Consider the following 24,765-nt stretch of genomic DNA (forward strand, 5'->3'; position numbering starts at 1 on the left):
TTCTTCCGCCAGCTGCTTCAGCTGCTCCACCGAAAGGTTGCGCATGTCATGCGGCATGCGAACCCGGTCAAGCTGTGGGTAGCGCCCAAGGGTCGGAATGTCGGCTGGCGTCTTGCTGTCGGTCATGTCTCTCAGTTCCTGCGCTCGACCACGTAGTGGACCAGATCGCGCAGGCGATCAGCCTCGGGGCCAAAAATGTCGATATGGGATAGGGCCTGTTCCGCCACGCGGCGGGCTTCCTTGGCCGCGCCATCCACGCCCAGAAGGGCGACATAGGTGGACTTGCCGGCCGCTTCGTCCTTGCCTGCGGTCTTGCCCAGCTCCTCGGCGCTGGCGGTGGCGTCCAGCACGTCATCGGCAATCTGGAAAGCTGCGCCAAGGTCACGGCCATAGGCGGAAACGCGCTTGCGCACGTCATCGCTGGCCTGCCCCAGAATCGCCCCGGCTTCAGCCGAGTAGCGGATCAGGCAACCGGTTTTGAGCGCATGCAGGCGGGCGACTTCGTCCAGGGACAGCGCACGGCCTTCGCCTTCCATGTCGATCATCTGGCCACCGACCATGCCGGCAGCGCCCGCGGCGTCGGCCAACGCACGGACGAGGTTGATGCGCACATCCGCGCTGGCATGCGTCAGCGGGTTGGCAAGGATGTCGAACGACATGGTCTGCAGCGCGTCACCGGCCAGGATGGCCGTCGCTTCATCGAACTTGCGGTGGGTGGAAGGCTGGCCACGGCGCAGGTCGTCGTCGTCCATGGCGGGCAGGTCGTCATGCACCAGCGAATAGGCATGCAGCATCTCGACCGATGCCGCGACACGATCTGCACCTTCCGGTGCCACGCCGAACAGGCTGGCCACTTCGGCGACCATGTAACCGCGCAGGCGCTTGCCACCACCCAGCGTGGCATAGCGCATGGCGTCGATCAGCCGGGCCTCGCCCCCTTCAACGCGGGGCAGCAGGCGGTCGATCATGCCCTCGATCGCCTTGGCGCGCGCGGACATTGATGCACGCAGACGGACCATGCGATCCGTACCGTCTGTTTGGGACGAGGTTGCTGTTGTTTGGCTCATCTGATGCATCAATCCATCGGTTTTGCATCCAGCGTACCGTCGGCACGCTGGACAATCGCCTGAACGCGGGCCTCGGCCTCGTCCAGTTTTTTCTGGCAGTACTGTCGCAGGGCGGCACCACGCTCATAGGCCGTAATCGCGTCTTCCAGCCTGAGCTGGCCTACCTCGAGCTGCCGCACGATGGCTTCAAGTTCGGCCAGTGCGTCCTCGAAGGAAAGGCTGGTCAGGTCTTCGGTCATCGGCGCGTGGTGCTTCCTGAAAATAACTTGGCTGGCGCAGGCATTACATCCTTGGGGGGCATCCTGCCAAGGGGACAACTGGTTTTACGGCATTTTGACGCTTATGCCGTGTGCGGCGCGTCAGCGGGAGTCGCATCGGGATCGGGCCGGCGGCGGATGACGAAGGACAGCGTGCCGCCTTCTTCCCCGAATGCGATCAGGGCATGGCCCGTTTCACGGCAGAATGCCTGAAAATCCGCGACGGATGCCCGGTCGGTCGCGATCACGCGCAGCCGTGCGCCGGGCGGCAGGCCACGCAGCATGCGGTTGGCCTTGAGCACGGGCAGGGGACAGGTCAGGCCGCGTGCGTCTAGCAGGATCTCACTCATGGGTGGCCGTGTCTCCTTGGTGGTGGGCAGCTATGCTTGCGCATCAGGGTTTGAAGTTGCGTGCAGGTACGACCATAAAAGAAAACGCGCCACTGATAAAACATGATGAAAGAAAGACTCCGGATGGCCACCTATCGTATTGGAATTGATTTTGGCGGCACCAAGATTGAAATTGCAGCATTGGCAAAGGACGGTACGGAACGTGTGCGTCGGCGCATTTCCAACCCCGGCAACTATCCCGCCGCCATCGGGGCCATGTGTGAACTGATCCACGGGGTGGACAAGGAGCTCGGCGGCACGGGCACCGTGGGAATCGGCATTCCTGGTTCCATCAGCCCCGATACGGGCGTCATCAAGAACGCGAATGCGACGTGGCTGAACAACCAGCCACTGGTCCGTGACATGTCGGCCGCCCTGGGCCGTGATGTGCGGGTCGAGAACGATGCGAACTGTTTTGCCCTGTCCGAGGCGATCGACGGGGCGGGTGCAGGCCATCACTGCGTGTTTGGCGTCATTATCGGCACCGGCATGGGGGCCGGGATCGTGATCGACCAGAAGCTGCTGATCGGGCGCAACCATATTGCGGGGGAATGGGGGCATACGCCGCTACCGTGGCCGCGGCTGGAAGAATTTCCCATGCCCAAGTGTTTCTGCGGCAACGAGGGGTGTATGGAACGCTTCCTCAGCGGTTCCGCGCTGGCGCAGGACTGGAAAGGCCCCGGCCACCGCAGCGCGGCACATATCGAGCAGGAAGCCGAGGCTGGCGACCTGACCGCCATCGGCGCGCTGGACCGCTACATGGACCGCATGGCGCGCGCCTGCGCCATGGCGATCAATTTCATGGACCCCGACGTGATCGTGCTGGGGGGCGGGGTGTCCAATCTGGACTCGATTTACGAACGTGTGCCCCGCCTCATGCAGCGTTACGTCATCACCCCTAACTGCACCACGCCCATCGTGCGTAACCGGCATGGTGACAGTTCCGGCGTGCGCGGGGCAGCGTGGCTGTGGGACGACCATCACGTTGACTGACCCGGCGGGTCAGTGACGCGGCCTGTGATCAGTCTTCGGTGCGGTCCAGGCCGCGAAAGCCCGTGGCCACGACGTAAAGTTCGCTTGATTCCTTGCGGCTGGCCGGGGGCTTGGCGTGGCGGACCTGCGTGAACATGCGCTTGAGGTCCGCCAGCATCTGCTTTTCCGATCCGCCCTGGAACACCTTGGCCACGAACGTGCCGCCGGGGGCGAGGATGCGGACGGCAAAATCCAGCGCCAGTTCCGCCAGCCCGATAATGCGCAGGTGGTCGGTCGGGGCATGGCCGGTGGTGTTGGGGGCCATGTCCGACATCACGACATCCGCCCGGCCACCCAGCAGGCCGGTCAGGCGATCGGGCATGTCGGGGTCGTTGAAATCCCCTTCGATAATGGTGGCACCCGGCACGGGGTCAACCGGCAGCAGGTCGACGCCCACCACCTCCGCGGCTCCGCGCTTGACCGCGACCTGCGTCCAGCCACCGGGTGCCGCGCCAAGGTCAACCACCCGCGCGCCGGGTCTGATCAGCTGGAAGCGGTCATCAAGTTCAATCAGCTTGAAGGCTGCGCGTGAACGCCACCCCTGTTTCTGGGCAGCCTGCACATACGGGTCGTTCAGCTGGCGCTGTAGCCAGCGGTGCTGCGCGGTTGTGCGGCCGCGCGCCTTTTTGACCGTGACGGTCTTGGTGCGGTTGGCCTGTGCGGCGCGTCCGTCCGTGCTGCTGTCACCGGTGCCGGGTGTCAGACTGCTGGTACGGGCCTTGCCCGGTATGCGGGTAGAAGAACGCTGTTTCATGACGGGACGCGGTCAGGTAATGACCCGGTGCTCCATACGATTATGCAGGGGGAAGGAAGGCGGCGCTGCGGATAGGCCGCCATGCCGCCTGCGGTCCCCAATCATGCGTAAAAGCAGTCCGTCACGCAATCCCCGGTCCGCAACCGTGACGTCGGGCATGGGCCATGTGGTGGCGATCGCCTCGAATATGGCGCAGCCGGGCAGGATGTAGCGCGCGCGGTCCGCGCCGATCAGGGGGTGGCGTGTCAGCCCCGCCATGCCCGACCGGCGGAGATTGGCAATCAGGCCCAGCGCATGGGAAACTGACAGGGTGCTGCCGTCGATCCCGGCGCGTTCGTACCTGTCCTGCCCCTGCGCCAGGCTGGCCAGTGTGGTGATCGTGCCGCTGGTGCCCAGCAGCATGACATTGCCACGTGCGATTTCGCGGGTGATGCAGTGGACGTCATCAAACCCGCGCAGCATGTCGCTGATTTCACCGACTACGGCGCGGTAGCCATGGTCGGTGAAGATGTCTGTTCCATAGCGTTCGCCCACCGTCATGATGCCGGCAGGCAGGCTGATATAGCCGGACAGGTCATGGCGCCCGGCGCCGCGGTCGATTCGCGCCCATGCGATTTCGGTGGAGCCACCGCCAATATCGAACAGCAGGCCACGCCCTGCGGCGTGGTGATGGGTCTGCAGCAGGGAATTGCAGGCCGCCAGGGCCAGTTCGGCTTCTTCCCGCGCGGAAATGACCGAGATGTTCAGGCCGGTTTCATGCAGGACGCGGGCAATGAAATCCATGCCATTGCCCGCGCGGCGGCAGGCTTCGGTTGCAATGGCGCGATGGCTGTGCAGGTCATACAGCCCCATGCGCGCGACACAGGTGCGCAGCACGCCGATGGTGCGTTCCATCGCCGCTTCGGCCAGTTGCCCCGAATGATGCAGTCCTTCGCCAAGGCGTACGGCGCGGCTGAAGCTGTCAATGACACGCAGCCCCTGTTCCCCCGCGCGGGCGACCAGCAGGCGGCAGTTATGGGTGCCAAGGTCAATGGCGGCATAAAGCGGCGCACGGAAGGTACGGCGATTCGTTGCAGACGCAAGGGGGAGGATGTCCCCATGCTGGCGTATCTTTGCGCTGAGCGTCTGCTGGACCATATGCATGCAAACCCGTTGACGGCCAAGGTATTACCTATTGTGTTGAGTGTTCTGCGTGAAACGCAAGTCAAAAGAGAAAATTCGCAAAAAAGATCAGGAGAGGGGTTGCACCCCACACGCCCCCCGGCTATATGCCTGATCACCGCAGCGCACCGCGCCGCTTTCTCCTTGCTGGGGGATAGTTTAGCGGTAGAACTACCGGCTCTGACCCGGTCAGCCCTGGTTCGAATCCAGGTCCCCCAGCCAATTTTCTCCCGTAAAATAATATCAGACAGTTGAGTATCCCGGCCCAGTGGTGGTTTGGGTGGTTTATCGTGTCTGACGCATGAAATGACCGATTGGTTGCCTGTATTCAGGGTAATGCGCCCGGATCAAGGAATGTGGTCATGGCCGCGACTGACGGCATGGCTGATCGCTGGCCTGTCATTATGGTTGCAAAAATATCATCTGCGAGTGTGGTGGTCCGTCTGAAGTAGTGGCCCGGATGGGGTGCTGCCTAATCGATAACTGGTACGCCTGCGTTATTTCCACCGATAATGTCTGGTGTTCGGATGCATCCGCCCCACCGGCAATCATAAGAGGGCGGTAGTGTGCGCATGGTCGCGGTGGGCAAGCGTCCGGCCTTGTGTCAGGATGAAAATGGACGGACACAGGATCGTGCCGTTTTCATTGTCCCATGGCGGAATGAACCGATTTTTTGTCACGAAGCATGCGCCTGCATGGCCACGTCCACGGCGGTCGGCCCGCAATACCCCGGTTATACGCAGTCGGGGCTGCCCGAATTACGCCTTCACATCCTGGAGGAAGCTGTCAGGTTTCTTGCCCGTCAGGCTGTTGCCTGGCGGGGTGTTTCGCATGACGGGGCGGGATGGGGCGGCAAGGCGTGATCTGCCGCGCGCGGTTCAGCATTTCGACCAGTTGCGGACCTGCTGGTCCACAATAATCTCCACCATGCGGCGAAGTGCCCGCATGTCGCCGGTAAAATTCTGCGCCAGTACGCGCTGCTCCACTCCGTCCAGCGTGAACCAGCCCGGGCGCAGGTTCCGGTCCTGCTCGATCTGGCGGATGATGTTCATGGACAGGGCGGGGGCATGCGTGGCGTCCGGCCTGTCCATATGAATGATGTGGCAACGTGATTTCAGCGGTTCGGACACGGTGGACAGGTCATTGGCGGTCAGGACCCATCGTACGCGGCTGACATCAACCGGCACGTTCAGGAACACATCCCGGAACTGCCTGCATTCCCCCATGTCGAGAAACTGCAGCAGGGCATTCTGCACGCTGCCGAAGCGGCCATCGGTCGGGGCCTTGTCCACTTCATCAAGGATGATGCACGGATTGGCCATGCCGGTCGCGGCCAGGAATTCCACGATGGTAGACGGCTTGGCATCGCCAAATGTCTGGTGCGTGCCGGTCAGGGACAGGGGATCCCCCATCGCGCCCACATTCATGGTCATGACTTCGTAGCCCAGCGTGCGGTAATAGACCCGCGCGACTGTCGACTTTCCGCATCCCGGCGGTCCGACCAGCAGTACCGGTCGCGCGATGCCCGATGTGCCCCATTCCAGCCGCTTCAGATCGGTTTCCGCCATGGCGCGCACGGCGGCCAGGGCATGGGGGCACGCGTTTTCCACATCCTGTACGCGGGTGCGGATGTTATCCGGCTCATGAATCTTGACCGGATGGGCAAGCCTGCGCACCGATTCATATGGATCGGGCTGGGTCGTGCGCTTGTGTTCGGGGAACTGGTAATGTTCCGGCAGCACACGGATGTAGGTGTGGGGGGCGGACTGGTAAGCCGCGGCTTCGGGAGGAGGGGTTTCATCCTCATCCAGATCATCATCGCAGCCCAGTGCGATCAAGAAATCAAAATCGTCCGGTTCCGGCATCTGCTTCCCTCATTATCCCGTTCACATTCCAGCAGGCTGGAGTGCACGGTCGGATGAGAAGCACGAATTTTTTCATGGCCTGACCATATCATGGCTGGCCACGCGGTTTCCATAACAAACGGCATGGGATCGGATGCGCGCAGGGCAGGGGACGCCTGCGCGCATCCGGCGGATCAGGCGGCCAGGCCGCCATCCGTTGTCACGGCGGACCCGGTCATGAAGCTGGCGGCGGGACTGGCCAGGAACGAGACGACGGAGGCAATATCGCTCACCTGTCCGTATTCCTTGTGGCACATGAAGCTGCGCAGCATGTCGGCGGCGGGGCCGGTGGCGGGGTTCATGTCCGTGTCGATCGGGCCGGGCTGGACCACGTTGATGGTAATCCCGCGCGGGCCCAGGTCGCGCGCGGCCCCCCGTGCAAACCCGTTCAGTGCCGACTTGGAGGCCGAATACAGCGAAATGCCCGGGAAGGGGGAGCGGTCGGCAAAGGTCGAGCCGATCAGGATGATCCGCCCGCCCTGCGTCATGTGGCGCGCGGCTTCGATGGTTTCGATCATGACGGCACGCACATTCAGGCCCAGCACCGCATCGACCTGTTCATCCGTCATGTCGGCCACGTCGCCAAAGGGGTAGATGCCGGCATTGCACACCAGTGCGTCGATCCGCCCCATATCGGCCACCACGCGGCGGATGGCGGCACGGTTGCCATTGCCTTCGCCATCGCAGCGGATGGCCATGCCCCGGCGGCCCAGTGCGCGGACCTCATCGACCGTCTTCTGTGCCGCCTGTTCATTGCGGGCGTAGGAAATGGCGATGTCATAGCCATCCTTCGCCAGTGATTTCGCAATGGCGGCGCCGATGCCACGGCTGCCGCCGGTAATGTAGGCAACGCGTTGTGTCATTGTGTTTTCTCCTGTTTCCAACCTGTCTTTTTCCCACTACAGCACCACGCGGGTCGGGGAAAGCGTGGCCACGCGTGCGAAGGGGGTTGATCGCGGGGTGCGGGTTGTCTATAGCCTGCGTGTTCGCGCGTCCGGGCCTGTAGGGCATGCCCGGCCGCAATGGAGTGTTCATGTCTATCCGCAGGGATGGGCACGGACACGGGCACCAGACATTCAGGAGAAGAAAATGCCCAAGATGAAGACCAAGTCATCGGTCAAGAAGCGGTTCAAGATCACCGCCACCGGCAAGGTGCTGGCAGGTCCCGGCAACAAGCGCCACGGCCTGATCAACCGCTCGCAGAAGATGAAGCGCACGAACCGTGGTTCGCAGGTGCTGACGGAAATGGACGGCCGCACTGTGAAGCAGTGGGCTCCCTACGGTCTGGCATAAGGAGCACCTGAGACATGGCACGTGTGAAACGCGGCGTAACCACCCACGCCCGCCACAAGAAGGTTCTTGAACTCTCCAAGGGGTTCCGGGGCCGTTCGTCCACCAATTACCGCATTGCGCTGGAACGTCTGGAAAAGTCGCTTCAGTATGCATACCGCGATCGCCGGAACAAGAAGCGCGAATTCCGCGCCCTGTGGATCCAGCGTATCAACGCGGCAGTGCGTGAACATGGCCTGACCTACAGCCGTTTCATCAACGGTCTGGACAAGGCCGGCATCGAGATCGACCGCAAGGTCCTCGCCGCCATTGCCTATGACGATGCAGCAACCTTCGCTGAAATCGTGAAGAAGGCGCAGGCCGCTCTGGCCTGATCCCTGTTTCCACGCCCGCGTGGCGACAGGTCCACGAAACGGGTCGTCCCAACGGGCGGCCCGTTTTGTTTTTAATGCAATGCCCGTGCCGCAGTCGATGCCGGTGGCGGACACAATTCCATGCGCCGGGTCTGGCCCGCCGGTAGATCGATACCAGCCCGCCCGGACGTGAGCCTGTGCGAGGTGCTATGAGTGACGATCTCGAAACCCTGAGGGAACAGACAGTTCAGGCACTCGCTGCCGCAACCGACCAGCGCGCGTGGGATGCGGTGCGCGTCGGCACGCTGGGCAAGTCGGGCACGCTGACCGCACTCCTCAAGCAACTCGGGCGCATGACACCGGATGAGCGGCGCACGCGGGGTGCCGCCCTGAACCGGCTGCGCGACGACCTGTCCCGCCTGATCGAGGCGCGTGGGCAGGAACTGGAAACCGAGGCGCTGAACGCCCGTCTGGCTGCGGAACGCGTGGACGTGACGCTGCCCTGCGCGCCGGAAGCGGACGGCGCGCTGCATCCCATCACCCGCACGATCGAGGAAATGGCCGCCATTTTCGGCGCGATGGGGTTCCAGATCGCCGAAGGGCCGGATATCGAAAGCGACTGGCACAATTTCTCGGCCCTGAACACGCCCGCGCACCATCCCGCCCGCACGGATCAGGACACGTTCTACCTGCCCGCCGAAGCCGAGGGCCAGCCCGAACGCGTACTGCGCACCCAGACATCGGGCGTGCAGATCCGCACCATGCTGGCGAAAGAGCCGCCCATCCGCATCATCGCCCCCGGCCGGACCTACCGCGCCGACCACGATGCCACCCATTCGCCCATGTTCCACCAGTGCGAGGGACTGGTGATCGAGAAGGGGATCACGCTGGGGCACCTCAAGGGCTGCCTGTCGGATTTCCTGCGCGCGTTTTTCCAGATGCCCGACCTGCCGGTGCGCTTCCGCGCGTCCTATTTTCCCTTTACCGAACCGTCTATGGAAATCGACATCGGCTGGTCGCGTAGGACCGGGCAGATCGGCGCGGGCGATGACTGGCTGGAGGTGCTGGGCGCGGGCATGGTCCACCCCCGCGTGCTGGCCAATTGCGGGCTGGATGCACGGGAATGGCAGGGGTTCGCCTTTGGCATGGGGATCGAGCGCCTGACCATGCTGCGCCATGGCATTCCCGACCTGCGCTCGTTTTATGAAAGCGATGTCCGCTGGCTACGCCACTATGGCACCAGCCCCCTGTCTCCCGCCCCGCTGCACGAAGGTCTGTGATCGATGAAGTTCTCCCTGTCATGGCTGCGCGAGCATCTTGAGACCACGGCGACGGTGGAAGAAATCTGCGCCACGCTGAACACCATCGGGCTGGAAGTTGAAGGGGTGGAAGACCTCGGCGCCACGCTGGCATCCTTCCGCACCGCCCGCATCATTGAAGCGGCCCAGCACCCCAATGCCGATCGCCTGCGCGTGTGTCAGGTCGATGCGGGCGAAGGGTTCGAGCGCGTTCAGGTCGTCTGTGGTGCGCCCAATGCGCGTGCGGGGCTGCATGTGATCTTTGCCCCGCCGGGCACCTTCATCCCCGCCAGCGGCATGACCATCAAGGCCGGGAAGCTGCGTGGCGAGGCCAGTGGCGGCATGCTGTGCTCGCTGCGTGAACTGGGACTGGGCGAGGAAACGGACGGCATCGCCGAACTGCCTGAAGGCACCGCGCCGGGGCAGTCCTATGCGCTGTTCGCCAGGCTGGATGATCCGGTCATCGACATCGCGATCACGCCCAACCGGGGCGACGCGCTGGCGGTGCGCGGCGTGGCACGCGACCTCGCGGCGGCGGGCCTTGGTACATTGAAGCCATGGCTTGCGGACACGGTGGACGGGCGCTTTGACAGCCCCATCAACTGGCGCATCACGTTTCCCGAAGCCTGCCCGTGGGTTCTGGGGCGCGTCATTCGCGGCGTGAAGAACGGCCCCAGCCCGGACTGGCTGAAGCGGCGGCTGGAATCCGTTGGCCTGCGTCCGGTATCCGCACTGGTGGACATTACCAATTTCTTCGCCTTCGACCTTGGTCGTCCGCTGCACGTGTTTGACGTGGACAGGCTGATGGGTTCGGAGCTGACCATCTGCCGTGGCGCGGGTGAAACCTTCACCGCGCTGGATGGCAGCGAACACGTCATGACGCCGGATGACTGCGTGATTGCTGACGGGCGCGGCGTGCAGTCGCTGGCCGGGATCATGGGCGGGGCGGACAGCGGGGTCAGTGATGACACCACGACCGTGTTCGTGGAATGCGCGCTGTTCGATCCCGTGACCATCGCCCTGTCGGGGCGGCGGCACAACCTGCATTCCGATGCGCGCCAGCGTTTCGAGCGCGGCGTGGACCAGGCCCTGCCGCCTGCGGCGCTGGAAGCTGCCACGCGCATGATCCTTGACCTGTGCGGGGGGGAAGCGGGCAACGTGGTCTCCGCCGGGGCCGAGCCGGCATGGCAGCGGCAGGCGCATCTGGAATTCGCCCGGCTGGAAACGCTGGGCGGATTGGTGGAAGAACCTGACCACGCGGTCCACCTGCTGGAGGGGCTGGGCTTCAGGGTGCGGGAATGTGACGCGCGGCGTGTGGTGGTGGATGTGCCGTCGTGGCGCAATGACATCGCAACGCCCATGCTGCTGGACCAGCAGCCTGACCTGCCGCCCGCCCGTGCGCAGGCAGCAGCGGAAGGAGCGGCGGTCATTGACCCCGAAGTGGACCTGATCGAGGAAGTGCTGCGCCTGCGTGGACTGGACAGCGTGCCTGCCGTCTCCCTGCCGGTGGACAACGCGGTGCCGCTGCCTGCCTTTACCCCGCGGCAGGGCCGTATCGCCAGCCTGCGCCGCCGACTGGCGGCGCGTGGGCTGATGGAAACGGTGGGCTTTTCCTTCGTGGCGATGGATCAGGCTGCCGAATTCGGTGAAACGCCTGCGGACCTGCACCTGCTTAACCCCATTGCGGCCGATCTGGATCAGATGCGGCCCACGCCGCTGGTCAACCTGTTGGCTGCGGTAAAAGGCAATGCCGCGCGTGGTTACCCCGACCTCGGGCTGTTCGAGGTCGGGCCCGCTTTTGGCCCGGATGGGCAGAAGCTGGTGGCTGCCGGTATCCGTAGCGGCCATTCCGCGCGTCTGCCCGGCCACCCCGCGCAGCCGGTTGACCTGTGGCAGGCGAAGGCCGATGCGCTGGCGGGTCTGGCTGCCGCCGGGGCTGCGATGGAAGGGCTTGGCATTACTACGGATGCACCGTCCTATTACCATCCGGGCCGTTCGGGTGTGATCCGGCAGGGGCCGAAGCTGGTGCTGGGGCATTTCGGGCAGTTGCATCCTGCCCTGCTGGCCGCGCGTGGCATTGACGTGCCGGTCTGCGCGTTCACGCTATATCCCGATGCGGTGCCCGAACCCAAGCGCAAGCGTAAGGCGCCCCCGGCACTGTCGGCGTTCCAGCCGCTCAAGCGTGATTTTGCCTTTGTGGTAACGACTGACGTTCCGGCGGAAAAGCTGCTGAAGGCCGTCAGGGGGGCCGAGCGGAACCTGATTGTGGCCGTCAGCCTGTTTGACGTTTATGAAGGCGACAAGATCCCGGCGGGACACAGGTCGCTGGGCGTGGAGATAACCCTTCAGCCAATGGACAGGACCCTGACCGATGCGGAAATCGAAGCTGTCTGTGATCGGGTGGTCGCTGCCGCGCAGAAAAGCTGCAATGCCGTCCTGCGTGGCTGAACGCGAGCGGGTGCGCGGCGCCTGCCGGGGTATCGGGCTGGGGACGGCGGTGGTGCTGGGCCTTGCCGGTGCCGCGGCCCATGCCACCGAAATCATCGGGGCGGGGTCCAGCTTTGGCGCGCCCATTTACGGGGCATGGGGCGAAGGGGTCGCGCACGATACGGATATCCGCCTGAATTACCAGACCATCGGGTCGGGTGCCGGGCAGAATCAGGTCAAGGCCCGCACGGTGGATTTCGGCGCATCCGACGCGCCCATGACCGCGGCGCAACTGGCGCAGTTCCACCTGATCCAGTTCCCCACGGTCATGGGGGCGATCGTGCCGGTCGTGAACCTGCCCGGTGTGGATACCAGCCACCTGCACCTGACGGGGGAACTGCTGGCGCGGCTGTACGCGGGGGACATCACCATGTGGAATGACCCCCGGATTGCCGCGGAAAACCCGGATATGACCCTGCCCGCCATGCCGGTGGCCCCGGTGCGACGCGCGGACGGGTCCGGCACGACGTTCGTGTTCACGTCCTACCTTGCCCGTGTCTCACCGCAATGGGCGAAGGAACAGGGCAGCGGGACATCCATCGAATGGCCGGTGGGCGAGGGCGCGCGTGGCAATGACGGCATCGCCGCCGCCGTGCGCAATACCGAAGGCAGCATCGGTTACCTTGAATATGCCTATGCGGCGGGCAACCACATGGCGATTGCCGAGATGCGCAACCACCATGGGGATCTGGTCGCCGCCGGGCCGGACAGTTTCAGCCAGGCGGTCACGACCGCGCGCTGGGCTACTGATGACAGTCATTCCGCCGATGTGCTGGATGGCGATGGCCCGGGTGCATGGCCCATCATGGCCGCGACCTATGTGCTGATCCCGACAGACCGGGCGGATACGCCGCAGGGCAGGGCGGTACGCGCGTTCTTTGACTGGAGCATGCAGCATGGCGGTGACGCGGCCCTTGCGCTGCGTTACGTGCCGTTGCCCGATAATATCCGTATCACCATACGCGGCCTGCTTGAAACGCACTGAAACGACGCAGACAGTACCACGGCCGGACCCGGGGCCGTGGTACTGTCTGCGGGTGCTGCGCACAGGGAATGCCGCTTGAAAACAGGTGGTACCCGGACCCTTTTACGGGCTTTTCAGATGGAACCGGCAGGTCTGCGTAACGGTGTATTTTTACAACCGGCATTTGCGCTGGCTGACCCGACACGATAAGCCGGTCAGGCATGACTGACACTTTCCCTACGCACGCGGTCCCCGCGACGGTTTCCGCTGGCCCCACCATCTGGATCATGGCGGGGGAGGCCAGTGGCGATGTTCTGGGCGGTCGCCTCATGGCGGCGCTGCGGGCGGTATGCCCTGGCGTACGGTTCGCGGGAATTGGTGGCGAGCGCATGCAGGCGCAGGGACTGCACACCCTGTTTCCCCTGCGTGACCTTGCCGTCATGGGGCTGTTGGAGGTGCTGCCCAAAATCCGGCATCTTTCACGCAGGCTGGATCAGGCGGTGTCGGATATTGCCAGCCGGCGACCCGATCTGGTCATAACCATCGACAGTCCCGGCTTTACCCTGCGGCTGCTGCGACGGATTGCGCCTTTGTCCATCCCCCGGTTGCATTATGTCGCCCCCCAGGTCTGGGCATGGCGCGAACACCGGGTCCGTGAGTTCCCCGGATTGTGGGAACGCATGCTGTGCCTGCTGCCATTCGAGCCGGAATTCTTTGCCCGGCACGGGATCGAGGCACGTTTTGTCGGCCATCCCGTCGTGCAGTCTGGTGCGGATGGTGGCGATGGCGCGGCGTTCCGTGCGCGTCATGCGATTGCGGCGGACGCGCCCGTTCTGGTGCTCATGCCCGGCAGCCGCCGGTCCGAGGCGCCGCGCCTGCTGCCGGTATTCGGGCGTATGCTGGCCATCCTGCAGAACCGGGTACCCGGTATCGTGCCCGTGGTGCCCGTCGCCCCGGTGATTGCCGATATCGTGCGCAGGGGCGTGGCGAAATGGCCGGTACGTCCCCTGATCGTGACGGATGTCGATGACAAGCACGATGCGTTTGCCGCGGCTGATGCCGCACTGACCAAATCGGGCACATCCACGCTGGAGCTGGCCATCGCCAATGTGCCCATGGCGGTAACCTACCGCGTTAATCCGCTGACCGCGGCCATGGTACGGCGGCTGATCCGGGTGCCATATGTGGCCATGGTCAACCTGCTGTCAGGCCACAGGCTGGTGCCGGAACTGCTGCAGGAACGCTGCACCCCGGACCTGCTGGCGGCAACGGTTGAACGCCTGTTGTCCGATGAACGCTGCCGCAGCCTGCAACGGGCGGGATTTGGTGATATCCGTGCCGCCCTGCGCGGGCCCGGCGTGGACCCGGCGCAGGCGGCAGCGGCCGAAATCATGGATTTGCTGGGTTCTGTCCCTGCGCGGGGGGCGCTTCCGGCGCCGCACCCGGCGTAACAGGCGCCGAGGCGCCGGGGGGCAGGGGTTCGTTTTCCGATATCAGCGCATGCAGCTCCGTGCGCAGCATGAATACGCCCATGATCAGCGTGCCCATCACGGTAATCCCGATCCAGATCAGCTTGCTGATCTGTTCGCGCCGTTCTTCTTCATCCACCACGGGTTTATCAGGCTTTGCCATAGAGCGTCTCCACTGCAACTTCCGGTCTGGTGATTTCCACGATCCCTTCGGGGCGCAGCGCGTTGTAGAAACAGCTCCGCCGGCCGGTATGGCAGGCAACGCCCTTCTGGTCTACCAGCAGCAGGATGGCGTCACGGTCACAGTCCAGGCGGGCGTCAACCAGCATCTGCACCTGCCCCGATGTTTCCCCCTTGCGCCACAGGCCGTGGCGGCTGCGTGAATAATAGCAGACGCGACCCGTGCGCAGCGTTTCATCCAGCGCTTCGGCATTCATCCATGCCAGCATCAGTATCTCACCACTGTCATGCTGCTGTGCAATGGCGGTGATCAGGCCGTCTTCATTGAATTTGACCCGGTCGATCATGGCCGTGCGTACGGCCTGGTCCGGGGGAGTATAGGGCATGTCTTTCCAACCTTAAGAAACAGCGCGGATAGCCGGCGCGCAGGTAGTCCTATTCCGCCTTGGCGGGCAGGGTAAACCATTCGGGCACATGCACGTGCAGCGCATGGCCATCCACGTTCAGTCCCGTATCGTTGATATGTTCATTGCGGATCATGGCCATGCCCACCTTGTCGCGTGAGGACCGCATTTCCCCGACCGTCGTATCACCGGATACGATGGGCGTGCCGGGCGCGGGCAGGTCATGGTGGGATGTGACCGGCAGCAGGTGACGGCGCACCAGCCCGCGGTACCGGGTGCGCGCGGTCAGTTCCTGGCCCATGTAGCAGCCCTTGGTCCATGAAATGCCGTTCAGCTGGTCGAAATTGGCTTCCAGCAGCAGGGTCTTGCCGCTTTCGCAGTCCCGCGCGCCATCGGGCAGGCCCAGTGACAGGCGGAGGTGGTCGTACTCGACTTCATCCGCCGAAAGGGCCGCCATGGGGTGGCCCAGCAGGAACCGCCATCCCGCCTGTGGCAGGCGCGGGTCGGGGGCTGCGGGATATCCTTCGGGCGGGGTGACGTCTTCCCCCCATGCGGCATGCACGGCGTAACCCGTTTCGCTGATGTCCACATCCGCGCGCAGGCGGTAGCGCGACAAGCGCTGGCGCAGCATGTCGGCCTGTGCCGCGTCACAGTCGACCAGCAGGCGCACGCCCTCAGGGTCGGCAAAGACAAAGAAATCGGCCAGCCATTTGCCCTGTGCCGACAGGAAGGCGGTCCATACCGCATGACCGGGCGCGACCGCCGTCATGTCATTGGACACCAGTCCCTGCAGGAAGGAAACACGGTCCGCCCCGGAAATACCAAGTACGGCACGATCAGGAAGATGAGCAATTCTGGCCATACGCGCAATCTGGCCATGCCCGTGCCCGCAGGCAAGGGGTAAAGAGAGGTTGGCACGCAGGCAAAACCTGACTAGCACCACGAAAATGCATATCCTGTTCATCACATCCACCCGGCTGGGGGATGCCATCCTGTCCACCGGGCTGCTGGACACGCTGCTGCGGCGCTATCCGCTGGCGGATTTCACCATTGCCTGCGGGCCGGTGGCTGCCGGCCTGTTCGCGCACATGCCGCGCCGCGTGCGCACCATAGAAATGGTCAAGCAGCCATGGGACCGTCACTGGCTGGAACTGTGGCGGCAGTGCAGGGGGACAAAGTGGGATCTGTGCGTGGATCTGCGTGGGTCGGTCGTCAGCTATTTTCTGCGGGTGGGCAAACGCCATGTCATGCGGGGCGGCCGCAGGCCGGGGCGGCGCATTACCCATATCGGCAACTTGCTGGACCTTGACCCCGCTCCCCTGCCGGTTACGTGGACAAGCGCCGGGGAGCGCGCGCAGGCGGCATCCATGCTGCCCGATGGGCCACGCTGGATCGCCCTTGGCCCGACGGCCAACTGGGATGGCAAGATCTGGCCTGCCGGGCGGTTTGTTGCGGTGTTCAGGGCCCTGCACGCGGATGATCCATCCCTGCGTCCCGTAATCCTGTACGGCCCCGGTGCGGCCGAGCGCACCCGCGCGCAGGCGGTGCTGGACCAGTTGCCCGATGCGCTGGATACGGGGGGCGGGCTGTCGGTCACGCAGGTGGCGGCGCTGCTGGCGCGATGCACGCTGTTCATCGGCAATGATTCGGGGCTTATGCACCTTGCGGCGGCATGCGGGATTCCCACGCTGGGCCTGTTCGGGCGCAGCCGGGCGTCGGAATACGCGCCTGCGGGCCCGTGGGCGCGCGTGGCCATGGCCCCCGGACCGGTGGGCGACGCCCCGATGGAAGGGCTGGCTGTTGCACAGGTCGTGACCACCGCAAGGGCGCTGTTGCGGGACAGATGGGGGTGGAAACGGTGAAAAACCCGAACTTTTTGCATTTCCGCCCCGCTTACGGCTGGCGGTGGAAAACGGCCCGGTCTATGTGATCGGACTGGCATGATGGCCCGGGACGGCGCATGGCCCCTGAACAGGGTGGTTTGCCGTGCCGTTTCAGGCCGGATATGCTGGGGTCGACAAACACGACGCGCCGTGCGCAGGGCGCCGCGCAAGCGAGCAGGGAACGACAGGAACGTGGCTGACGACATCTTCACGGAAGTCGATGAGGAAATCCGTGCCGAACGCATCCGGGCGCTGGCGCGCCGCTATCTGGCTGTGGCGGGGGCCGTGGTTGCTGTGGTGTGCATCGGGGCCGGGGGGTGGCAGTATTCCGTCTCCCGCGCGCACAAGGCGGATGCGGCGGTCTCGGCAGCCTATTTCACTGCAATGCAGGACGCCACCCGTGCACCCGACAATGCGGGCACCGATGGTACGCTGACCGCACGGCAGAAAACCGGACTGCAGGAACTTGCGGCGCTGGACGGCAGGGCACGGCCGCCGCTGCGCATCCTCGCACGCATGGAACGCGCCGCGTTGCTGGCCGGTAGCGGCAGCCTGCCCGCGGCCCTCGCCCTGTGGGATGGCGTGGCGCAGGAACATGCCACCGATCCGGTCATTGCCTCGCTCGCCAGCCTGCTGTGGGTTCAGCACCAGATCGACAGTGGCGATCCCGCCACCCTGCGCTCGCGCCTGGCAGTGCTGGATGGCGCGGGCCAGCCATGGCGCGCCCAGGCGATCGAGGCCGAGGCCATGCTTGACCTGCGCACCGGTAAGGATGCGGACGCACGCGCCCGGCTGGAACGCCTGACCATGGACATGTCCGTAACCGATGGCGTGCGTAACCGCGCGGAAGCCATGCTGCAGACCATGGGGGCTGATGCAGGTGGCTAGCCCGATCCATGACACCCCCATGCCCACAGACAGGAAGACCATGAAAACAGCCCTGAGCCGCCGCCACGCGTTACTTGGTGCCGGGGCTGCGCTGCTGCCCGCCCTGGCCGCCTGTTCCAGCGCGCAGAAAAAGAAGCCCCTGCTGATCGGCCACCGTTCCGACGTGCTGCATACCACGGCGGGCCTGACCGTTGATTCGGACGAGACGCAGGCCGTGACCGTGCCCGCGCCGGTGGCGGTGAATGCATGGCCGCAGTCCGGCGTGGCGCCCAGCCATGTCGGCATGGATATCGCGTGGCGTGGCGAGATGCGCCACCAGTGGACCCACGACATCGGGGCGGGTATCTCCGAACCCGATCCCCTGTATTACGTCGCCCTTGGCAATAGCGGGCGTGGCATCATCCAGGCCCCGCCGGTGGTGCAGAACGGGCGGCTGTTCGTCATGGACGCGCAGGGCGTGATCCGGGCCTATCACTGGCCGGCCATGCGCAAGCTGTGGGAATACAACCCCAAGCCGCGCAAGATGCAGTCGGATAATCTGGGCGGTGGCCTGAGCGTTGACGGGGATACACTGTACATCGTCGATGGTATCGGTCAGGCACTGGCGGTGGAAGCTGCCACGGGCAAGCTGAAATGGCGGGTCAATATCCAGGCCCCCGGCCGTTCCGCGCCAACCATCGACAATGGCCGCCTGTTCCTTGGCACCATTGACGAACACCTGTACTGCCTGGATGCCGAAAACGGCAATATCCTGTGGACATATGCTGCGACGGGGGCCGACACCATCATCTACGGCCAGCCGGCCCCGGCCGTGGCGGACGGGGTGGTTCTGGCCGGTTTCGGTTCGGGCGATCTGGTGGCCCTGCGTGCGGAAGGTGGCGAGGTCGTGTGGGCCGACACATTGGGCAGCACCAATGGGCAGCAGGCGCTGATCGACTTTTCATGTGTGCACGGCATGCCGGTCATTGCCGATGGCACGGCCTATGCCATAAGCACCGGCGCGGTGCTGGTGGCCATTGACATGCGTTCGGGCCGCAGGCTGTGGGAACGTGGCATTTCGGGACAGAATACACCGCTGGTGATCGGGGACTGGATCTTCATCATCTCCATGGACCAGCAGGTGGCCTGCCTTGACCGGCTTTCGGGCCATGTGCGCTGGATCACGCAGCTGCGCCAGTATGAAAACGCGGACAAGCAGAAGCGCGGTATCGTATGGAATGGCCCGCTGCTGGCGGGAGGCAAGCTAGTGTTCATTTCCAGCTTCCCCGAAAACGGGGTTGCCATCATCGATCCGGCGCAGGGACATATCGAATCCCTGCACAAATTGCCCGGTCAGGTGACGACCGCGCCCATCGTGGTCGATAATCTGCTGTTGCTGCTGGACAATAGCGGCTACCTTATCGCCTATAGCTAAAAAGAAAGTTGCCGCAGTGAGTTCATCTTTTCCATCCGCGCCAGTGGATGCGCTGCCGGTTGTCGTGATCGCGGGCAGGCCGAATGTTGGCAAGTCGACCATTTTCAACCGGCTGGTCGGACGCAGGCAGGCGCTTGTGGCCGACACCCCCGGCGTAACCCGTGACCGCAAGGAAGGGCAGGCGACCGTGCGTGGCCGCGCCATTCGCATCATCGATACGGCGGGGCTGGAAGAAGCCGCCCCTGATACGCTGTACGGGCGCATGCGGGCATCGTCCGAATCCGCGGTGGCGGATGCGGACCTCGTGCTGTTCTGCATTGACGCGCGCAGTGGCCTTACCCCCGCGGATGAGCATTTTGCCAACTGGCTGCGCCGTCAGGGCCGCCCGGTGCTGCTGATCGCCAACAAGGCGGAGGGACGGCAGGGGGCTGCTGCCGCCATGGAGGCATTTTCGCTGGGGCTTGGCGCGCCGCTGGCCATCTCTGCCGAGCATGGGGAAGGCGTGGCTGACCTCATGTCCGAAATAGCGGACCGCCTGCCGCCGACCGACCTGCCGCCCGTACAGAAACCCACGCGCCGCAGCCGTCGTGAACAGGCGGAAGGCGAGGAGGAGGATGTCCGTCCCCCCGGTCCGCTGCGCCTTGCCATCGTGGGGCGCCCCAACGCGGGCAAGTCCACGCTGCTCAACCGCCTGCTGGGTGAGGAGCGGATGATTACCGGCCCGGAACCGGGGCTTACGCGTGATTCCATTGCCGTCATGCTGCATGATGACCAGGGCCCGATCCAGCTGGTCGATACGGCGGGGTTGCGCCGTAAGGCGCGGATTGACGAGACGCTGGAGAAAATGTCCGTTTCCGCCTCGATCGAGGCGCTGAAGATGGCGGAGGTCGTCATCCTCGTGCTGGATGCGACGTTGGGCGTACATGAGCAGGACCTGCAGATCGCCCGCCTGATCGAACGTGAAGGCCGGTGCTGCGTGCTGGCGCTGAACAAGTGGGACGCAGTGGAAGACCGGGCCGCGACGCGGCAGGCGATCAAGGATCGTATCGAAACGTCGCTTGCACAGATGCGCGGCATTCCCGTTGTCGCGTTTTCCGCCATGACGGGGGCAGGGATCAACAAGCTGCTGCCCACCGTGCGCCGCGCCTATGACATATGGAACCGCCGCGTGCCGACCGGCGCGCTGAACCGCTGGTTCGAAATGATGGTCGAGCGTCATCCGCCGCCGCTGGTCGATGGGCGCAGGCTCAAACTGCGCTACATCACGCAGGCCAAGGCCCGTCCGCCCACGTTTATCGTGTTCGGCACGCGCACTGACCAGTTGCCTGAGGATTACCAGCGCTATCTGGTCAATGGCCTGCGTGAAACCTTTGACCTGCCCGGCACGCCGATCCGGCTGCTGCTGCGGGCATCGAGCAACCCTTACGCCAAGGGCTAGGCACGGGATCCGGACGGCCGCCCGTCCGGATTTTGCGTTTCTGGTGCCTTGTCACGTCCCGCATGGTACATATGGCCCCGGCTGTCATGGGGAGGAAAGACAGATCATGTCCCTGCGCATATCCACCACGGATGCCCTGCTGATCATCGACATGCAGGCCGATTTCATGCCTGGCGGTCCCCTTGGGGTGCCGGGCGCGGATATGCTGCCCTCCCTGATCAACCCGTTATGTGACCTGCCGTTCGGTGCGATTGTCGCAACACAGGACTGGCACCCGCCGGGGCATGTGTCCTTTGCGGGGCAGGGGGGGCCATGGCCGGTGCATTGTGTGGCCGGAACGCGGGGGGCTGACCTGTCGCCCGCGCTGGCGCAGGTGCATGTCGGCGTGGTGCTGCGCAAGGGGCTGCATCCCGAAATCGACAGCTATTCCGCTTTTGAAGACAACGACCATGTCAGCCGTACCGGACTGGATGGGCTGCTGAAGGGCAGGGGGATCACCCGTGTCTTCGTGGTGGGCGTTGCGCTGGATTACTGCGTGGCCGCGACCGCACGCGATGCGGTGCGGGCGGGATTTGCCACCTTTGTCCTGCCCGACGCCTGTCGTGCCGTGCAGCAGGCCCCGGCTGCGGTGCTGGCCGCGCTGGGCATTGAAGGCGTCGACCATGCGCAGGCGGCGGACGTGCTGGCCCATAACCGTAGGAATTAAACAAAGTCCCTGCTGGAGTCTTTTTTAAATATTTTCAGGTGCCGCCTTTGCCGGAAATGGCGGTTCCTTCTGTCATCTGGGCATGACGTCCGGACTATCCGATCACCAGTGACAGCAGCAGTGCGAAGACCAGTCCCAGTACGGCGATCAGCGTCTCGATCACTGACCATGTCTTTATGGTCTGGCCAACCGACAGGCCAAGATATTCCTTGATCTGCCAGAAACCCGCGTCATTCAGCGGCCCCAGCGCCACGGACCCGGCCCCGGTCACGATCACCATCAGTTCGGGCGACGCAGCATGGGTACGCAGCAGGATCGGGCCGACAATGCCGGCCGCCGTGCTCATGGCCACGGTGGCGGACCCGGTGGCCACGCGCACCACTACCGCCAGCAGCCACGCCAGTACCAGCAGCGGCACATGCGCCCCCACCGCAAGGTCGGTAATGGCCGATGACACGCCACTATCGACCAGTTCCTGACCGAAGCCGCCGCCCGCGCCGACCAGCAGCATGATCAGGGCGGTGGGGGCCAGGCAGTCATTGGTGAACTTCAGGATGGTTTCCCGGCTGAACCCGCGTGCCGCGCCAAAGACCTGGAATGACAGCAGCGTCGCCAGCGCCAGTGCGATGTCGGTATTGCCGATAAAGTGCAGCGTGTTGTTCAGGGGCGTATGGGCCGCGGCCAGCATGTCCGCCATCGATCCCACCAGCATCAGGATGACGGGAGACAGGATGGTCATGACCGTCAGCCCGAAACCGGGCATGTTTTCGGGCAGATCATGGTTGACGAACTGCGCCTCCAGCGTGGATGGCTGGACCGGCCCGATCCGCCCGGCGATGAAGCGGGCGTAAATCGGTCCCGCAAGGGCCGCCACCGGCGTGCCGATCACGATTCCCCACAGGATCGTGCGCCCGATATCCGCATGGTAGGCGGACAGCGCCAGCAGCGTCGCGGGATGGGGCGGGATCATGGCGTGCGTAACCGACAGCGCGGCCCCCATGGGCAGCGCCAGCAGCAGCAGGGGCGTGTTGGTGCGTCGCGCCAGTGTAAAGGCCAGCGGGATCAGCAGGACGAACCCGACCTCGAAAAACACCGGCAGGCCCACCAGCAGCCCGATCACCATCATGGCCCAGCTGACGCGCTTCGTGCCGGCAAGGCTGGTGATCGTGACCGCAATCCGGTCTGCGCCGCCCGATTCCGCCAGCATCTTGCCCAGCATGGTGCCCAGCGCGATGACCGTCGCGACATGCCCCAGCACGTGGCCCGCGCCGGTTTCGAATGACGTGATGGCCTTCTGCGGTGGCATGCCCGCACCCAGCGCCAGCGCCAGCGAAACGGCGAACAGCACGATGAACGGGTTGATCTTGAAACGGGCAATCAGAACCACGACGGCTACGATCGCCAGCGATGCGAGGGAGAGGGCGAACAGGGATGACATCATGGTTTCTGTAACGAATTCATGCCCTATACAGGCCGGTGATCCCCCATGCTGTCAACGCTGGAAGCTTTTTCTGCGCAATATTTGAACAAAAATACCCTATTTTTCGGACCTGATATTACACAATCGTCATGGACATGCCCCCTCGGTGGCATGTCCGGATGCTGTTATCATGCCCCTTTAGGCCCTATGGACAGGAGCACAGCGATGATCATTCTTTCGGACGAGACGGCCGACATCCCGACACCATCAGGCATGATGCGGATGCATGTTTTCCGTCCCGCCATCGCGGGGCGTTTCCCCGGGATCGTGCTGTTTTCGGAAATCTATCAGGTGACGGCCCCCATCCGCAGGCTTGCGGCCATGATGGCAGGGCTGGGGCATGTAGTATGCGTGCCAGAGGTCTATCATGAATACGAACCCGCGGGCACCGTGCTGGCTTATGATAAGCCGGGCACGGACCGGGGCAATTTCCTGAAGCATGAAAAACCGCTTTCTGCCTATGACCATGATGCCCGTGCGGCACTGGACTGGCTGGCGGCGTATCCGCACTGCACCGGCGCGCTGGCCACGATGGGCGTCTGCCTTGGCGGGCATCTGGCGTTTCGTGCCGCCCTTGATCCGCGCGTACGTGCGACGGTGTGTTTCTATGCGACCGACATCCATGCCCACAGCCTTGGTCACGGGAAATGCGATGATACGCTGGCCCGGGTCGGGGAGATGAAGGGGGAGGCGTTCCTGGTCTGGGGGCGACAGGACCCGCATGTGCCCTTCGCGGGAAGGCAGATGATCCGCGAAGCGCTGGAACAGGCGCAGGTGTGTTACGAATGGCATGAATTCAATGCCCAGCATGCGTTCCTGCGCGATGAAGGGCACCGTTACGATTCCGCCCTGTTCCTGCAGTGCATGGACATGGCCCGGACCTTCCTAGGCCGTATCATGCATCTCAGCGCGTAAGCATGCCCGCCAGGACGGCCAGTGCGATGACAAGGCCGGTTTCGCGGTTGAAGCGGAACAGGCGCAGGCACCCGGCAGGATCGCGTTCGTCCAGCCGGCTGACCTGCGATGCCAGCAGCATGGCGGGCAGGGGCAGCGCCAGCCAGAACCCGTAACCGGTATGGGCCAGCCACCCTGCCGCCGCCAGTCCCGCAACCGTCAGGGCGTAGCACGTGCCCACGAACAGCCGCGCATGCCCGGCCATGAGGCGCGATGTGGACCGCACCCCGATACGGGCATCATCCTCCATGTCCTGAAAACCGTAGATCGTATCGAAGCCAAGCTGCCAGACGATGGTGGCGGCATACAGGGCGCACAGCGCGGGATCGATCCGGTCCGCCGCCGCCGCATAGCCCAGCGGCGCGCCAAAGCCGAACGTGAACCCCATGACCAGCTGCGGCCACCACGTTACCCGCTTGGCCAGCGGATACAGCCCCACAAGGATAAGCGAGGACGCGCCCAGCACCTGTGACAGGGTATTGAGGTTCATGAGGATATTGAACCCGATCAGCAGCAGGGCGGCCAGGAACAGCGCTGCCTCCCGCATTGACAGCGCGCCTGATGCCAGCGGGCGGCCCGCCGTGCGTGCGACCTGCCGGTCAATGTCGCGGTCCCACATGTCATTGACCACGCAGCCTGCGCCGCGCATCACGACACTGCCGATAGCGAACAGCACGATCAGGAAAATGCGTTGCGACACCGGCACGCCCGCGGGCAGCAGGATGCCCCATATGCCGGGCAGGAACAGCAGCCACGTGCCAATGGGCCGATCCAGCCGCGCCAGCAGCGCATACGGGCGCAGGCGCGCGGGCAGGCGGCCGATCCAGCCATCCACCCGGATGTCCGTATGGGGTACTGGCTGGTCCACGGGTGCAACTCCTTCGGGCTTGATCGCGCCAGCGGGACAGGGTTTGCCGATGACGGATCGCCCCGTGGCTGCTAATGGCGAAACAGATGGGCCGGAAGACCCCGTCGGGTCAAGACCGGCCCCGG

At 64.3% G+C, this 24,765-nt stretch carries 26 protein-coding genes and 1 tRNA gene; 15 read left to right on the forward strand and 12 right to left on the reverse strand.

Annotated features, from left to right (window positions below):
• Positions 1 to 131: 131 nt before the first annotated feature.
• The 3 genes from CFR80_RS04510 to CFR80_RS04520 form a co-directional block, all read right to left on the reverse strand.
• Positions 132 to 1,067: a polyprenyl synthetase family protein gene (locus tag CFR80_RS04510; protein ID WP_029329319.1), complete on the reverse strand. Its 936-nt coding sequence runs from the start codon at positions 1,065 to 1,067 to the stop codon at positions 132 to 134.
• Between the two features lie 8 nt (positions 1,068 to 1,075).
• Positions 1,076 to 1,306, reverse strand: a complete 231-nt coding sequence (locus CFR80_RS04515) for an exodeoxyribonuclease VII small subunit (RefSeq protein WP_010513551.1) — start codon at positions 1,304 to 1,306, stop codon at positions 1,076 to 1,078.
• Positions 1,307 to 1,407: 101 nt separating this feature from the next.
• On the reverse strand, positions 1,408 to 1,674 hold the full coding sequence (locus CFR80_RS04520) for a sulfurtransferase TusA family protein (RefSeq protein ID WP_010513550.1): 267 nt from the start codon (positions 1,672 to 1,674) through the stop codon (positions 1,408 to 1,410).
• Positions 1,675 to 1,797: 123 nt separating this feature from the next.
• On the opposite strand from CFR80_RS04520, the gene CFR80_RS04525 reads away from it, so the two are divergent.
• A complete protein-coding gene (locus CFR80_RS04525) occupies positions 1,798 to 2,706 on the forward strand; it encodes an ROK family protein (RefSeq protein WP_010513549.1) in 909 nt (302 codons plus the stop codon).
• A 28-nt stretch (positions 2,707 to 2,734) separates the two neighbouring features.
• Here the strand turns inward: CFR80_RS04525 and CFR80_RS04530 are convergent, their stop codons facing one another.
• Complete coding sequence (locus tag CFR80_RS04530) at positions 2,735 to 3,499, reverse strand: RlmE family RNA methyltransferase (protein ID WP_010513548.1); 765 nt, start codon at positions 3,497 to 3,499, stop codon at positions 2,735 to 2,737.
• Positions 3,500 to 3,511: 12 nt separating this feature from the next.
• Entirely contained in the window at positions 3,512 to 4,642 is a 1,131-nt protein-coding gene (locus tag CFR80_RS04535) for a Ppx/GppA phosphatase family protein (protein ID WP_010513547.1), read from the reverse strand.
• Positions 4,643 to 4,808: 166 nt separating this feature from the next.
• Between CFR80_RS04535 and CFR80_RS04540 the strand changes: the two genes are divergently transcribed.
• Positions 4,809 to 4,882 (forward strand) — tRNA-Gln (locus tag CFR80_RS04540).
• 473 nt (positions 4,883 to 5,355) lie between these two features.
• Complete coding sequence (locus CFR80_RS19200) at positions 5,356 to 5,523, forward strand: hypothetical protein (protein WP_157132899.1); 168 nt, start codon at positions 5,356 to 5,358, stop codon at positions 5,521 to 5,523.
• A gap of 15 nt (positions 5,524 to 5,538) precedes the next feature.
• Here CFR80_RS19200 and CFR80_RS04550 read toward each other — a convergent pair whose 3' ends face one another.
• Both CFR80_RS04550 and CFR80_RS04555 read right to left on the reverse strand, forming a co-directional pair.
• Positions 5,539 to 6,525: an AAA family ATPase gene (locus CFR80_RS04550; RefSeq protein ID WP_010513545.1), complete on the reverse strand. Its 987-nt coding sequence runs from the start codon at positions 6,523 to 6,525 to the stop codon at positions 5,539 to 5,541.
• 173 nt (positions 6,526 to 6,698) lie between these two features.
• Positions 6,699 to 7,427, reverse strand: coding sequence for an SDR family NAD(P)-dependent oxidoreductase (locus CFR80_RS04555; RefSeq protein ID WP_010513544.1), 729 nt, complete (start codon positions 7,425 to 7,427; stop codon positions 6,699 to 6,701).
• 226 nt (positions 7,428 to 7,653) lie between these two features.
• On the opposite strand from CFR80_RS04555, the gene rpmI reads away from it, so the two are divergent.
• The 6 genes from rpmI (at position 7,654) to lpxB (ending at position 14,407) form a co-directional block, all read left to right on the forward strand.
• Positions 7,654 to 7,857, forward strand: a complete 204-nt coding sequence (gene rpmI / locus CFR80_RS04560) for a 50S ribosomal protein L35 (protein WP_007400447.1) — start codon at positions 7,654 to 7,656, stop codon at positions 7,855 to 7,857.
• Positions 7,858 to 7,871: 14 nt separating this feature from the next.
• A complete protein-coding gene (gene rplT, locus CFR80_RS04565) occupies positions 7,872 to 8,228 on the forward strand; it encodes a 50S ribosomal protein L20 (protein WP_010513542.1) in 357 nt (118 codons plus the stop codon).
• 188 nt (positions 8,229 to 8,416) lie between these two features.
• The gene (pheS, locus tag CFR80_RS04570; protein ID WP_110507118.1) at positions 8,417 to 9,487 is read left to right on the forward strand and encodes a phenylalanine--tRNA ligase subunit alpha; all 1,071 of its coding nucleotides are present in this window, start codon (positions 8,417 to 8,419) and stop codon (positions 9,485 to 9,487) included.
• A gap of 3 nt (positions 9,488 to 9,490) precedes the next feature.
• Positions 9,491 to 11,953 (forward strand): phenylalanine--tRNA ligase subunit beta, encoded by a 2,463-nt coding sequence (gene pheT / locus CFR80_RS04575; RefSeq protein ID WP_110507119.1) that lies wholly within the window; start codon positions 9,491 to 9,493, stop codon positions 11,951 to 11,953.
• Complete coding sequence (gene pstS, locus CFR80_RS04580) at positions 11,934 to 12,977, forward strand: phosphate ABC transporter substrate-binding protein PstS (protein WP_010513539.1); 1,044 nt, start codon at positions 11,934 to 11,936, stop codon at positions 12,975 to 12,977. The genes pheT and pstS overlap by 20 nt, the downstream gene beginning before the upstream one ends.
• Positions 12,978 to 13,177: 200 nt before the next feature.
• Positions 13,178 to 14,407 (forward strand): lipid-A-disaccharide synthase, encoded by a 1,230-nt coding sequence (gene lpxB / locus CFR80_RS04585; RefSeq protein ID WP_010513538.1) that lies wholly within the window; start codon positions 13,178 to 13,180, stop codon positions 14,405 to 14,407.
• Here the strand turns inward: lpxB and CFR80_RS04590 are convergent.
• Genes CFR80_RS04590 through ygfZ form a run of 3 tightly spaced genes read right to left on the reverse strand, consistent with a single transcriptional unit; the run spans position 14,346 to position 15,871 of the window.
• Positions 14,346 to 14,588 carry a hypothetical protein gene (locus CFR80_RS04590; protein ID WP_042658778.1) on the reverse strand — a complete coding sequence of 81 codons (243 nt, stop codon included), beginning with the start codon at positions 14,586 to 14,588 and terminating at the stop codon, positions 14,346 to 14,348. The genes lpxB and CFR80_RS04590 overlap by 62 nt on opposite strands.
• Positions 14,575 to 14,991, reverse strand: a complete 417-nt coding sequence (gene hisI, locus CFR80_RS04595; RefSeq protein ID WP_010513534.1) for a phosphoribosyl-AMP cyclohydrolase — start codon at positions 14,989 to 14,991, stop codon at positions 14,575 to 14,577. The genes CFR80_RS04590 and hisI overlap by 14 nt, the downstream gene beginning before the upstream one ends.
• A gap of 49 nt (positions 14,992 to 15,040) precedes the next feature.
• The gene (ygfZ, locus tag CFR80_RS04600; RefSeq protein ID WP_029329316.1) at positions 15,041 to 15,871 is read right to left on the reverse strand and encodes a CAF17-like 4Fe-4S cluster assembly/insertion protein YgfZ; all 831 of its coding nucleotides are present in this window, start codon (positions 15,869 to 15,871) and stop codon (positions 15,041 to 15,043) included.
• Between the two features lie 85 nt (positions 15,872 to 15,956).
• Between ygfZ and CFR80_RS04605 the strand changes: the two genes are divergently transcribed.
• From CFR80_RS04605 to CFR80_RS04625, 5 genes are all read left to right on the forward strand, one after another.
• Entirely contained in the window at positions 15,957 to 16,871 is a 915-nt protein-coding gene (locus CFR80_RS04605) for a glycosyltransferase family 9 protein (RefSeq protein ID WP_110507120.1), read from the forward strand.
• A 213-nt stretch (positions 16,872 to 17,084) separates the two neighbouring features.
• Positions 17,085 to 17,780: a hypothetical protein gene (locus tag CFR80_RS04610; RefSeq protein WP_010513530.1), complete on the forward strand. Its 696-nt coding sequence runs from the start codon at positions 17,085 to 17,087 to the stop codon at positions 17,778 to 17,780.
• Between the two features lie 40 nt (positions 17,781 to 17,820).
• Entirely contained in the window at positions 17,821 to 19,194 is a 1,374-nt protein-coding gene (locus CFR80_RS04615) for a PQQ-binding-like beta-propeller repeat protein (RefSeq protein WP_048856803.1), read from the forward strand.
• Between the two features lie 16 nt (positions 19,195 to 19,210).
• Positions 19,211 to 20,632, forward strand: a complete 1,422-nt coding sequence (gene der / locus CFR80_RS04620) for a ribosome biogenesis GTPase Der (protein ID WP_010513528.1) — start codon at positions 19,211 to 19,213, stop codon at positions 20,630 to 20,632.
• A gap of 106 nt (positions 20,633 to 20,738) precedes the next feature.
• Complete coding sequence (locus CFR80_RS04625; RefSeq protein ID WP_010513526.1) at positions 20,739 to 21,338, forward strand: nicotinamidase; 600 nt, start codon at positions 20,739 to 20,741, stop codon at positions 21,336 to 21,338.
• Between the two features lie 94 nt (positions 21,339 to 21,432).
• Here the strand turns inward: CFR80_RS04625 and CFR80_RS04630 are convergent, their stop codons facing one another.
• Entirely contained in the window at positions 21,433 to 22,776 is a 1,344-nt protein-coding gene (locus tag CFR80_RS04630; protein ID WP_110507135.1) for a GntT/GntP/DsdX family permease, read from the reverse strand.
• Between the two features lie 207 nt (positions 22,777 to 22,983).
• Between CFR80_RS04630 and CFR80_RS04635 the strand changes: the two genes are divergently transcribed.
• Entirely contained in the window at positions 22,984 to 23,733 is a 750-nt protein-coding gene (locus tag CFR80_RS04635; RefSeq protein ID WP_010513523.1) for a dienelactone hydrolase family protein, read from the forward strand.
• On the opposite strand, the gene ubiA is transcribed toward CFR80_RS04635, so the two are convergent.
• Positions 23,723 to 24,640, reverse strand: coding sequence for a 4-hydroxybenzoate octaprenyltransferase (gene ubiA, locus CFR80_RS04640; RefSeq protein WP_010513522.1), 918 nt, complete (start codon positions 24,638 to 24,640; stop codon positions 23,723 to 23,725). The two genes, CFR80_RS04635 and ubiA, sit on opposite strands and share 11 nt — an antisense overlap.
• Between the last annotated feature and the right edge of the window lie 125 nt (positions 24,641 to 24,765).

Origin of the sequence: Komagataeibacter oboediens, assembly GCF_003207815.1 — a bacterium.
Lineage (GTDB): Bacteria > Pseudomonadota > Alphaproteobacteria > Acetobacterales > Acetobacteraceae > Komagataeibacter > Komagataeibacter oboediens.

What these genes read in the sequence shown, in the direction of transcription:
- CFR80_RS04525 (WP_010513549.1), top strand. Translation starts at nt 1,798, where the DNA reads ATGGCCACCTATCGTATTGGAATTGATTTTGGCGGCACCAAGATTGAA.
- rpmI (WP_007400447.1), top strand. Translation starts at nt 7,654, where the DNA reads ATGCCCAAGATGAAGACCAAGTCATCGGTCAAGAAGCGGTTCAAGATC.
- CFR80_RS04535 (WP_010513547.1), bottom strand. Translation starts at nt 4,642, where the DNA reads ATGCATATGGTCCAGCAGACGCTCAGCGCAAAGATACGCCAGCATGGG.
- CFR80_RS04630 (WP_110507135.1), bottom strand. Translation starts at nt 22,776, where the DNA reads ATGTCATCCCTGTTCGCCCTCTCCCTCGCATCGCTGGCGATCGTAGCC.
- CFR80_RS04520 (WP_010513550.1), bottom strand. Translation starts at nt 1,674, where the DNA reads ATGAGTGAGATCCTGCTAGACGCACGCGGCCTGACCTGTCCCCTGCCC.
- CFR80_RS04615 (WP_048856803.1), top strand. Translation starts at nt 17,821, where the DNA reads ATGAAAACAGCCCTGAGCCGCCGCCACGCGTTACTTGGTGCCGGGGCT.
- pheS (WP_110507118.1), top strand. Translation starts at nt 8,417, where the DNA reads ATGAGTGACGATCTCGAAACCCTGAGGGAACAGACAGTTCAGGCACTC.
- pstS (WP_010513539.1), top strand. Translation starts at nt 11,934, where the DNA reads ATGCCGTCCTGCGTGGCTGAACGCGAGCGGGTGCGCGGCGCCTGCCGG.
- CFR80_RS04530 (WP_010513548.1), bottom strand. Translation starts at nt 3,499, where the DNA reads ATGAAACAGCGTTCTTCTACCCGCATACCGGGCAAGGCCCGTACCAGC.
- hisI (WP_010513534.1), bottom strand. Translation starts at nt 14,991, where the DNA reads ATGCCCTATACTCCCCCGGACCAGGCCGTACGCACGGCCATGATCGAC.
- CFR80_RS04605 (WP_110507120.1), top strand. Translation starts at nt 15,957, where the DNA reads ATGCATATCCTGTTCATCACATCCACCCGGCTGGGGGATGCCATCCTG.
- CFR80_RS04510 (WP_029329319.1), bottom strand. Translation starts at nt 1,067, where the DNA reads ATGAGCCAAACAACAGCAACCTCGTCCCAAACAGACGGTACGGATCGC.
- ygfZ (WP_029329316.1), bottom strand. Translation starts at nt 15,871, where the DNA reads ATGGCCAGAATTGCTCATCTTCCTGATCGTGCCGTACTTGGTATTTCC.
- rplT (WP_010513542.1), top strand. Translation starts at nt 7,872, where the DNA reads ATGGCACGTGTGAAACGCGGCGTAACCACCCACGCCCGCCACAAGAAG.
- pheT (WP_110507119.1), top strand. Translation starts at nt 9,491, where the DNA reads ATGAAGTTCTCCCTGTCATGGCTGCGCGAGCATCTTGAGACCACGGCG.
- CFR80_RS04550 (WP_010513545.1), bottom strand. Translation starts at nt 6,525, where the DNA reads ATGCCGGAACCGGACGATTTTGATTTCTTGATCGCACTGGGCTGCGAT.
- CFR80_RS04590 (WP_042658778.1), bottom strand. Translation starts at nt 14,588, where the DNA reads ATGGCAAAGCCTGATAAACCCGTGGTGGATGAAGAAGAACGGCGCGAA.
- CFR80_RS04515 (WP_010513551.1), bottom strand. Translation starts at nt 1,306, where the DNA reads ATGACCGAAGACCTGACCAGCCTTTCCTTCGAGGACGCACTGGCCGAA.
- CFR80_RS04625 (WP_010513526.1), top strand. Translation starts at nt 20,739, where the DNA reads ATGTCCCTGCGCATATCCACCACGGATGCCCTGCTGATCATCGACATG.
- lpxB (WP_010513538.1), top strand. Translation starts at nt 13,178, where the DNA reads ATGACTGACACTTTCCCTACGCACGCGGTCCCCGCGACGGTTTCCGCT.
- CFR80_RS04635 (WP_010513523.1), top strand. Translation starts at nt 22,984, where the DNA reads ATGATCATTCTTTCGGACGAGACGGCCGACATCCCGACACCATCAGGC.
- CFR80_RS19200 (WP_157132899.1), top strand. Translation starts at nt 5,356, where the DNA reads ATGGCCACGTCCACGGCGGTCGGCCCGCAATACCCCGGTTATACGCAG.
- CFR80_RS04555 (WP_010513544.1), bottom strand. Translation starts at nt 7,427, where the DNA reads ATGACACAACGCGTTGCCTACATTACCGGCGGCAGCCGTGGCATCGGC.